The organism is Corynebacterium nasorum (genome assembly GCF_022347325.1).
In the GTDB taxonomy this organism is placed as follows: domain Bacteria; phylum Actinomycetota; class Actinomycetes; order Mycobacteriales; family Mycobacteriaceae; genus Corynebacterium; species Corynebacterium kefirresidentii.
The window spans coordinates 45,738-55,084 of the sequence record NZ_JAKRDU010000014.1; the positions used below are offsets into that span (position 1 = coordinate 45,738).

At 56.9% G+C, this 9,347-nt stretch carries 12 protein-coding genes; 7 read left to right on the forward strand and 5 right to left on the reverse strand.

The window, feature by feature from the left end; all coding sequences use genetic code 11:
- Nucleotide 1: 1 nt before the first annotated feature.
- Genes MHK05_RS10090 through MHK05_RS10105 form a run of 4 tightly spaced genes read right to left on the reverse strand, consistent with a single transcriptional unit; the run spans nt 2 to nt 4,168 of the window.
- Complete coding sequence (locus MHK05_RS10090; protein WP_239206510.1) at nt 2-466, reverse strand: VanZ family protein; 465 nt, start codon at nt 464-466, stop codon at nt 2-4.
- Between the two features lie 28 nt (nt 467-494).
- Nucleotides 495-1,796 carry an MFS transporter gene (locus MHK05_RS10095; RefSeq protein ID WP_239206494.1) on the reverse strand — a complete coding sequence of 434 codons (1,302 nt, stop codon included), beginning with the start codon at nt 1,794-1,796 and terminating at the stop codon, nt 495-497.
- Between the two features lie 9 nt (nt 1,797-1,805).
- Nucleotides 1,806-3,959 (reverse strand): heavy metal translocating P-type ATPase, encoded by a 2,154-nt coding sequence (locus tag MHK05_RS10100; protein WP_239206496.1) that lies wholly within the window; start codon nt 3,957-3,959, stop codon nt 1,806-1,808.
- 8 nt (nt 3,960-3,967) lie between these two features.
- A complete protein-coding gene (locus MHK05_RS10105) occupies nt 3,968-4,168 on the reverse strand; it encodes a heavy-metal-associated domain-containing protein (RefSeq protein WP_239206498.1) in 201 nt (66 codons plus the stop codon).
- A gap of 118 nt (nt 4,169-4,286) precedes the next feature.
- Here MHK05_RS10105 and trxA point away from each other — a divergent pair, with 118 nt between their 5' ends.
- Nucleotides 4,287-4,655 carry a thioredoxin gene (trxA, locus tag MHK05_RS10110; RefSeq protein WP_005325956.1) on the forward strand — a complete coding sequence of 123 codons (369 nt, stop codon included), beginning with the start codon at nt 4,287-4,289 and terminating at the stop codon, nt 4,653-4,655.
- An 84-nt stretch (nt 4,656-4,739) separates the two neighbouring features.
- Entirely contained in the window at nt 4,740-5,477 is a 738-nt protein-coding gene (locus MHK05_RS10115; RefSeq protein WP_086588336.1) for a PspA/IM30 family protein, read from the forward strand.
- Here MHK05_RS10115 and MHK05_RS10120 read toward each other — a convergent pair.
- Nucleotides 5,474-6,571: an NYN domain-containing protein gene (locus MHK05_RS10120; protein WP_239206500.1), complete on the reverse strand. Its 1,098-nt coding sequence runs from the start codon at nt 6,569-6,571 to the stop codon at nt 5,474-5,476. The two genes, MHK05_RS10115 and MHK05_RS10120, sit on opposite strands and share 4 nt — an antisense overlap.
- A 203-nt stretch (nt 6,572-6,774) precedes the next feature.
- Between MHK05_RS10120 and MHK05_RS10125 the strand changes: the two genes are divergently transcribed.
- From MHK05_RS10125 to MHK05_RS10140, 5 genes are read left to right on the forward strand one after another with little or no spacing between them, the layout of a single operon-like run.
- Nucleotides 6,775-7,149 (forward strand): GntR family transcriptional regulator, encoded by a 375-nt coding sequence (locus MHK05_RS10125; RefSeq protein ID WP_023020124.1) that lies wholly within the window; start codon nt 6,775-6,777, stop codon nt 7,147-7,149.
- Nucleotides 7,146-7,802: an ATP-binding cassette domain-containing protein gene (locus MHK05_RS10130; RefSeq protein ID WP_239206502.1), complete on the forward strand. Its 657-nt coding sequence runs from the start codon at nt 7,146-7,148 to the stop codon at nt 7,800-7,802. Before MHK05_RS10125 ends, MHK05_RS10130 begins: the two co-directional genes overlap by 4 nt.
- A gap of 34 nt (nt 7,803-7,836) precedes the next feature.
- Entirely contained in the window at nt 7,837-7,959 is a 123-nt protein-coding gene (locus MHK05_RS11885) for a hypothetical protein (protein ID WP_275436632.1), read from the forward strand.
- Nucleotides 7,956-8,438: a hypothetical protein gene (locus MHK05_RS10135; RefSeq protein WP_239206504.1), complete on the forward strand. Its 483-nt coding sequence runs from the start codon at nt 7,956-7,958 to the stop codon at nt 8,436-8,438. The genes MHK05_RS11885 and MHK05_RS10135 overlap by 4 nt, the downstream gene beginning before the upstream one ends.
- Nucleotides 8,401-8,928: a hypothetical protein gene (locus MHK05_RS10140; RefSeq protein ID WP_239206506.1), complete on the forward strand. Its 528-nt coding sequence runs from the start codon at nt 8,401-8,403 to the stop codon at nt 8,926-8,928. The genes MHK05_RS10135 and MHK05_RS10140 overlap by 38 nt, the downstream gene beginning before the upstream one ends.
- Nucleotides 8,929-9,347 lie beyond the last annotated feature (419 nt).

Below are 9,347 nucleotides of genomic sequence, written 5' to 3' on the forward strand. Positions count from 1 at the left end.
ATTACAGGTCGACCACCGCATTGGGATCGCCCAATCGTGGGCCGAGGATAACCAACACCAGGAAAACCGCAGCTGCGGCAAGCGCTAACCAGCGCCAGACGGGGAAGAAGCGTTCGCCACATAGGCGGGCGAACGCCGCACCGATGAGTGCGCCCACGGTGTTAAATATGAGGTCATCAATATCCGTTCGCCCAAGGGCAAACGCATATTGGCACACCTCCAGCATTAGGCTCAGGCCAAATCCCCACGCCACAGTGGTTTTAATGGAACGGCACAGACTAAACACCAGCATTCCAAACGGGATAAAGAAGGCCGTGTTTCCCGCGTACTCAAATAGCGGACTAAACCAGCTGCCGCCGGAGAATTCATCCAGCGGCACCCAGCGCAGTTCTCGCGCACGCTGATTTTCCGGTTTCCACAAATAGCCGATTTGGTAGAAAGGCTTGAGCGTGGTCAATGCGACCATAACGGCCGTCCACGCGGCGAGGGAGAGCCTACTGAGCAAGCGCTATTCCTTTCTGCTCGGGCAGACTGAAGGCGGCGGCAGCCGCAATGCCAAATGCTGCGGCGAATACAATAAATAACCAGGCCGTCCCACCCGCAGCAAGCAGTGGCGGGACAATGAGTGGCGCCGCAATAGATGCTAGCCTACCGAAGCCTGCTGCCGCTCCCGTACCACGCCCTCGCAATGAAGTGGGATACAGCTCCGGACCGATGGCATAGAGGGCTCCCCAGGCGCCGAGGTTGAAGAAGGAGAGCAGACAACCAGCCAGGATGATCAATGCTTCCGTAGCTGCTGCTCCATATAGGCCGGCTGCTGCTGCCGAGCCGAGCAGGAATACCGCGAGGGTTACCCGCCTGCCCCAGAGCACGATGAGCCAAGCTGCCACCGCGTAGCCAGGCAGCTGGGCAAGGGTGATAATGAGGGTAAAACTAAAAGACTTCACTAGGGAGAAACCGTCGGCTACTAGCAGAGAGGGAATCCAGATGAAGGCGCCATAGTAGGAGAGGTTTACACAGAACCAAATGGTCCACAACGCTGCGGTCCTCCTTCGTAGCTGCGGACTCCAGATAGACGCTGCGGGGGAAGGTGCGGGGTCTGGGAGGGTATCGTCCACCGGGCGATTTTCCGCCGCGGCTTCGAAACTGGCAACGATAGCTTCGGCCTCATCATGGCGGCCCTTGGATTCAAGGAAACGCACAGATTCAGGTAGACCGCGACGCACATAGATTGAATACGCGGCTGGCAGCATGCCAATGGCCAGGGCCCAGCGCCAACCGGATTCAGATGTGCTCACCACGAAAGTGCCGATGATGGCCGCAAGGATCCATCCCAATGCCCAGAATGCCTCGAGAATGACTACCATCCTTCCGCGGACCCGTCGTGGCGCGAATTCGGATATGAGCGTGGAGGCAACTGGTAGCTCGGCTCCGAGGCCCAACCCAACGATGAATCGGAAGAAGATGAGAACCGCTAGTCCCCCAGCTAGCGCGGATGCCCCTGTTGCCAAGCCGTAGATAAGCAAGGTGAGAGAAAAGACATTGCGGCGGCCGAATTTATCTGCCAGCAACCCGCCAAAGGTTGCACCGAGCGCCATGCCAAGGAAGCCTGCCGATGCCAACCAGGAGGTCTGGCCGGCACCTAGATCCCAGTGAACCGCAAGGGCGGCCATGATGAAGGAGATTAACCCGACATCCATAGCATCAAGCGCCCATCCAAGGCCAGAACCTAGGAGTAGGCGCTTGTGCTTAGAGGTGACGGGAAGGCGATCGAGACGTTCGGTGCGGCTGAGCATGCGATAATCCTAACGCTGAACAGAAAAACCTTTCAGGCGTAGTGAGTTGGTAACCACAAAAACCGAGCTCAGTGCCATCGCGAGGCCGGAAAATAAGGGGTTAAGTAGGCCAAGCGCGGCGACAGGAATGAGTATGACGTTATAGGCAAAGGCCCAGAAAAGGTTGCCCTTGATAATTGCTAGCGTGCGCCGCGAGAGCCGAATGGCATCAGCAGCGCAGCGTAGATCGCCGTTCATCAGGGTGATATCAGAGGCTTCAATTGCCACGTCGGTACCCGCGCCCATGGCGAGCCCAAGGTCCGCCTGGGCAAGGGCGGCGGCGTCGTTAATGCCGTCGCCGACCATCGCCACGGTATGCCCGGAGCGTTGCAGTTCCTTGATGCTATCTACCTTGTCCTCCGGCAGTACCTCGGCGCTGACGCCTTCTATTCCTACCTCGGCCGCCACGGCGTGGGCGGCTCCAGCGTTATCACCGGTTAGCAGGTAAGGGGTGAGCCCAAGCTCTTTCATCTGTGCCACTGCGGCGGCAGAGCTGGGCTTGATGGTATCGCGGACCTCAATGATTCCGGCAGGTTGGCCGTCCACGGAGACAACCACCGGCGTGGCACCAGAGTCTTGTGCCTCGCGGAATGGTGCTTCTAAGTCCCCCAAGGGGCCTTGCGGCTTGCCGACGCCCACTCGGACCCCCTCTACAGTTCCTTCCACGCCGCCCGGAACTACTGCGAATTCGGTAGCCGGTTCCACGCTGCATTCCTGGGCAATGGCACGGGCGATGGGGTGTTCGGAATTGTGCTCGACGGCCGCGGCCAGCTCGAGCACGTCACCGTGGACGGCGGTAACGGACATCTCTCCAGCCGTGACCGTGCCGGTTTTATCCATCACAATGGTGTCGATTTGGCGCGTAGACTCCAAGATTTCCGGGCCTTTAATGACAAGCCCGAGCTGTGCGCCGCGGCCGGTGCCGACGAGAATCGCGGTGGGCGTCGCCAAGCCCATCGCGCATGGGCAGGCCACAATGAGAACGGATACGGCGGCGATAAAGGCCGGGGCTACCCCGCCGAAGAAGAGGTGAACAATCAGCGTAAGCGCAGCTACCGCAATCACCACAGGGACGAAGACCTGCGCGATGCGGTCCACGAGGCGCTGCACTGGTGCCTTGGAGGTTTGGGCATCTGTGACGAGCTGGGCCATCTGGGCCAGTACCGTATCCTCGCCCACCTTGGTGGCTCGCACCTCAATGCGGCCCGAAGCGTTGATGGTTGCACCAGTGACCGCATCGCCGGTACTCACCTCAACGGGTACTGGCTCGCCGGTAATCATGGACGTATCGACGGCCGAGTTGCCCGCCTTCACGATGCCATCGGTGGCGATCTTTTCGCCTGGGCGGACTACGAAGACATCGCCTACCTGCAGCTGTGCAATAGGGATGCGCCGCTCGCCCTGTGCGGTAAGTACCGAGGCTTCCTTAGCTCCTAAGGAGAGCAGCTCCCGCAGCGCCTCCGAAGACTGGCCTTTGGCCCGCGCCTCGAACCAGCGGCCGAGCAGCAGGAACGTAATGACCATGCCTACGGATTCAAAATAGATGTGGTCCATCTGTGCCGCGTTTGCATCCAGCGACATGTGCATCTTCATGCCCGGCTCGCCCGCGTTGCCGACAAACAGTGCCCACAGCGACCAGAAGTAGGCCGCCGAAGTTCCCATGGTGATGAGCGTGTCCATGGTGAAAGAACCGTGCTTAAGGTTCGTCCACGTGGCGGTGTGGAAAGGTGCGCCACCAAAGATGTAGACGATGGTAGCGATGATGGCGCAGGCCCACTGCCAATTGGGAAATTGCAGGGCCGGCGACATCGATACCACCATGAGCGGCAGCGATAAAGCTCCGGCGACAATGGTGCGGCGCAGCAACGCGTCGCCATCATCCTTCTTAGGCTGGGGATCCTCTGCCTTCGTCTCGGCCATGTCGAAAGCGCCGTAACCTGCGCCCTCAACCACCGAAATGAGCTCCTGCGGGCTAACCGTCTGGGAGTCATACTCGATGGCCGCTGCCTCGGTGGCAAAGTTGACGCTGGCGCTTACCCCGTCAAGCTTGTTGAGTTTGCGCTCGACGCGGGAGGAGCAGGAAGTGCACGTCATGCCCGTGACGCCAAGGTCCAAGTGGGACATGGCGGTGCCTACTTCAACGTGTAGCCGGCCTCAGTTACAGCGGCCGCTACCTGTTCATCGGTGAAATCGGTGCCACTAACCGTAACCGCGCCGGTGGTGTGGTCTGCAGTGACTTCGCTAACGCCGGAGATTTCGCCGACTTCTTCCTTTACTGACATTTCGCAATGTCCGCAGGTCATGCCCTCTACGGTGTAGTTCTTGGTGTGCATTATGATCCTTCCTTTGGGTTGATTTCTGTACCGATTTTATACCCCCTAGGGGTATGTGACAAGGATGATTCAGGTACGTTGGGGGAATAAAGCGATACGTAAAGGAGTTAGATCAAGCATGGCTACTATCGACGTCACCGAAGAAAACTTTGAAGAAACCGTTACCGGCGAGGGCATTACGCTCGTAGACGCTTGGGCCGATTGGTGCGGACCGTGCAAGCGCTTTGCACCGGTTTTTGAAAAGGCCTCCGAAGAGCACACGGATGCTACCTTTGCCAAGCTGGATACCGAGGCTAACCAGGGCCTTGCATCCGCACTGGAGATTCAGTCCATTCCAACGCTGATGATCTTCCGCGATGGCATCTTGGTATTCCGTGAGGCTGGCGCGCTGCCCCCTGCAGCATTGGAAGACCTACTCAAGCAGGTTAAGGAACTCGACATGGCAGAGGTCCGCCGCCAGGTAGAAGAGCAAAATGCGCAGGGCTAATACCTACTAGCTTCCTCGGCGCTTTCTGGTGAGTATCGCTAAACTCGCTAGAAAGCGTCTTTTTTATTTCCAAAGGAGAAGATAATGGCTAACCCTTTCAGCAAAGGTTGGAAGTACATGATGAGTTCCTTCGATCAGAAGATTGATGAGAACGCTGATCCGAAGGTGCAGATCCAGCAGGCTGTTCAGGCAGCCAAGGAGCAGCACCAGCAGATTTCTGAGCACGCCGCAGAAATCATCGGCCATAAGTCTCAGCTGGAAATGCAGATGGACCGCCTGGTGAAGTCCCAGCAGGACTACCAATCTCAAACCCAGCGTGCATTGGAACTGGCAGATGCGGCGGAGGATCCGCAAAAGGCTGCCGAATATAACCAGGCTGCGGAAGTTGTTGCTTCTCAGCTGGTTGCAGTGGAGCAGGAACTGGAAGACGTCAAGCAGCAGTACGCTGCCGCAGAGCAAGCTGCCGCGCAGGCCAAGAGCCAGCAGCAGCAGTCTGAGGCGCGCTTGAAGGAGCAGCTAGCCCAGGTTAGCCAGCTGGAGGCTCAGGCGGATCAAGCAGCGATGCAAGAAAAGAACGCCCAGGCCATTGAATCCATGAATCAGCTAAACCCGGATGATTCCGTGCCTACTCTTGATTCTGTGCGCGCCAAGATTGAAAAGCGCTACGCCGATGCCCTGGGCGCGCAAGAATTGCAGCATGCTACCGGCGGTGATCGCATTAGTGAGATTAAAGCGGCCGGCAATGACATGAAGGCGACTGCGCGCCTTGATGCCATCCGGGCGGATATTAAGAAGAAGAAAGAGCTCGAGTCCGGCGATTAATTCTCTCGGCGAACGTTAATTAAAACCCCACGAATCCCCGAGTGGAAACCATCGCGTAAATTCACGCGCTGGGTTTCGGTCAGGGTGTATTCGTGCAGGGTTTCGCAGGCAAATTGCAGTAATGGGCGGTCGATCTCTGGGGGAAGCCCGCCGCCCGAAAGCAGGTGTGCCTGGTCGCGCTGTTCGGTGCTAGCAGCGTTATCAAACCACCAGGAGGCGTATTGCTGGCCCACGTCGAAGGGGGACTGGAATCCAGCCGAGCTCCACACTTCTTCTGGCAGCGGAACATATTTAGAGCGCAGTTTGCGGCGAGGAGCCATCATGGATGGCTTTGGTGCTGGTTTCTCCGCGGGAGAGTCCTCCTCGGCGGGGGAATCCTCTGCAGCATCCACCTTGGGCGGAGCCGGCTTGGGCGTTGGGGCCGGGGTGGACTTTTCGGTAGCACCGAAGGCTGCTTTCACCTCTGAGGGCTCGCCGCATTCGTCCGGCTCCGGCATTTCCTCGCTGTCCTTGTGCGCGTTTTCGCGCACCACTGGCGGAAGCGGGCCTTCCAATACCTGCAATTCCATAGCATCGGCGAAGTCCTCGCGCGGGTCCAAAATGGTGGTGGAATCGCACGCATGGCGCAGGGCGGAGGACATGGAGTCCCAGCCAAATCCATAAAGATGCACGCGGATGCCATTGTCCACGGCTGCTTGGGCACCGGGAATCATGTCTGCATCGCCGCTGACGAGAACAAAATCAGTGAATTGACCCTTCATGGCGGCGATGACCATATCCGCCACCAACCGGGTATCCACGGCCTTTTGGGTGCGGCGCTCACCCCACTCGATGAGCTGGCCAGTGCGTAGTTGTACGCCTTCGCAGGTGCGCAACGCCCGTTGGTAGCGGTGCGGGCCGGTATCGGGAATGCCGTCATACCAGTATTGGCGTTGGATCGGGGTTCCCAGTTGGTTCTCGATCATTCCACCCATGGTGCTGACCACCTCGGGTAGATCGATTTCTAGTTGCGCGCGAGCTCCGGTGTCCCATGAGTTATAAAAGCTTGCGAGCAAGTATGAGGTATCGACAAAGACAAGTGTGCGTTCAAGCATGGCTCCTAAGTTCCGTTCTAATTGTTCTAAATAAAATTCTTTGTGGTTTCCAGTGTGCCCCATTAGTCACAAAACGTCGATAACCTTGGACAAAATCCCAGCGCAGTAGGGGCAAAAAAGTTTTCTCTTCGGAAGTATTGCAGCGGTGGACTGTTGCCGATATGGTTGCTTACACAAGTAGCTAACCAACGAACCGAGGGTTAATGGATAATTCCACCCAACCACTCTTCCGCCAGATTGCTTCCTTGGTGGAAGACGCCATTGTGGACGGAACCCTGGGCGAGGGGGACCGGGCTCCGTCCACTAATGAGCTTGCTGACTTCCACAACATCAACCCGGCCACCGCTCGCAAGGGGATAAGCCTCCTAGTGGATATTGGTGTGCTGGATAAGCGTCGCGGCATCGGCATGTTTGTCGCAGACGGTGCCCTGGCGAAAATCCGCGAGCGCCGCAGGGCCGATTTTGCGGCGGAATACATGGCCCCGCTTGTGGATGAAGCTGTGCGGCTGGGGTACCACCGCGCCCAACTCCATGACCTATTTGATCGCGTTGCAGAAAGCCGAGGAATGTACTCATGATTAAGACACGAGATTTCACCTTTGCCGATGGCCTGACGCACGGCCTAGTTGGCCCCAACGGCATAGGCAGAACCACGCTCCTGCGCAAGATCGCCGGCCAAATCCAATCAGGCGGGATAACGGTCTTCGGGGAGAACCCTTTTGATAATCAATCGGTTCTCAACCGAGTCATTTTGATGGGGATTGATAACCCGCTACCGGATTCCTGGGGCATCGGAAAGCTGGGCGTCATAGGAAAGGCACGGTGGCCGCGATGGGACGATGAGCGGCTTAATGAGCTGCTGGTTCGCTTTGATGTTCCGGCCAAGGCTTATTCTTCCCTTTCCCGCGGGCAAAAGTCTGCGGTGGGCTTCATCTTCGCCGTTGCATCTGGCTGCGAAGTCATGCTTCTCGACGAACCCTATCTCGGCCTCGATGCACAGCGCCGGGAGCTCTTTTATCAGGTGCTGCGAGAGGAACACGGCCGCACCATGGTCATTTCCACCCATCACCTCAATGAGGTGGCGGGCCTTCTCGATACCGTTTCTCTCATGGGAGATAATCCAATTTCCGGTCCAATCGATGACTTCATCGAGGGGATTCTGGAGCTCACTGGTCCATCCGAGTCCATCCGAGTCTCTCACCGCAGCGGCCGAGGAGCTGGGCCTTCCTGAGCTGACTAGGACAACCACGTCCTTAGGGGATCGCGTGCTTATCGACGCCCGCTCCGCCTCCACCGATCCCATTTTCCGCATTGCCCAGGCCTACGGCCTGCGTGTCAATGAGGTCTCTTTAGAGCGTGCGGTGCTGGCATTAGAGGAGAGAGCATGAAACTACTGTGGTACCTAGGCGATTGGTGGCTCTGGGCCTTTTTCCTGTTCGCATTATTGGTCATGCCAGTCATGGCAGAGGGAACATGGAGCGTGCTCCCCGTAATCGCTTCCTTGGGGCTCGTGCTCTCCCTAAAGCCTGATTTTCAGAAATATGAACTAGTGGGCTTGGGATCGAAAATCTGGAACGAACATCGTCGCATTCTCGTCGCGCTACTCGCACTAGCGGCAGCCGTGGGCGCTCTCACTGTGCAGCTGTGGTGGGCATTGCCTGTTTATGCAGTCGCGGCGCTATGGGCCATGTATCGCAGCGCCACTCCGAAACGCTCCGGATACACCACTGTTGGCGTGCAACCTTCGAGCGGATTTGGTTGGTTCCCCCCACAACTTGGCCGGGCAAACGATCTATCGCCCGCAGGCCCAAGCTTGGTGTGGAGCGTGCTTGGCGCAGATGATTGGCTTAGTTCTCTACCAGTATGAGGACGCGGCTTCAGTGCTCGAATTCCTCGGCATCTTCATGTGGGTAATGACTGCTGTACTACTCGCGGCGGTCTTAGGAAGCTTAAGAAAATCCCTCCGTGAATACACGGTTATGGGAGGAAGTCGTAGAGATTGGGCCCTGCATACTTCAGTGCTCGGCCTGATACCTGTCTTCGCAGCCATCAGTATCAGCGCCGTACTGACGAATGACAGTGAACTCGTTACGGCCATCGCATTGCTTAGTGCTACCTGCGCCTCGGTTGTGGTCACTCTGGAATTTCTGGGAAAGAAGAACTGGCACCTATTCATCCTTTATGCGGTTCTCATGGCCGGAATAGTCGTCATTTACGTCCAAACCCCCATCTCCGCAATTGCCACGTTCTTCTTGGCGGTGGCCTTCTATGCAATATGGGCATTGACCCTCCCAAGCTACATTCGCCGAGCAAATGTCCACGGTGGCGGAATAAGTGGCTGGATGGGCGTATCTTAAAACTCCCAAAATAGTAATTGTCCTGGGGATTTGTGTTTATTTGAGTCGCTGTGTAACTTAATAAGAGTCAGAGCGACCGACAGCGCCCCACAGGAACACTAAAGTTCCTGGCTGAAGCGGCGATAGGAAAACAGGCCCTGACAAAATAAATTTTTTGCTCACGACGAGCTACACGCGAAAGTGCGTGGTTGTTGTGTGGTGATGATGTTTGAGAACTCAATAGTGTGCCAATGTACTTTTTATTTTTTGTGTGCATGGTTGTGTGTTGATTGGTTTGTCTGCCAGTAGGCTTGTGTGCTTGTTGGTTGGTGTGTGCCGGTTGGGTATGTGGAACACGTACCTTTTTGAATGCTGTTTGGTGTTTCGGCTGCATTGAGATGGATTGGTTGGCATGTGATTGTGTTTACCTTTTTTGGTTT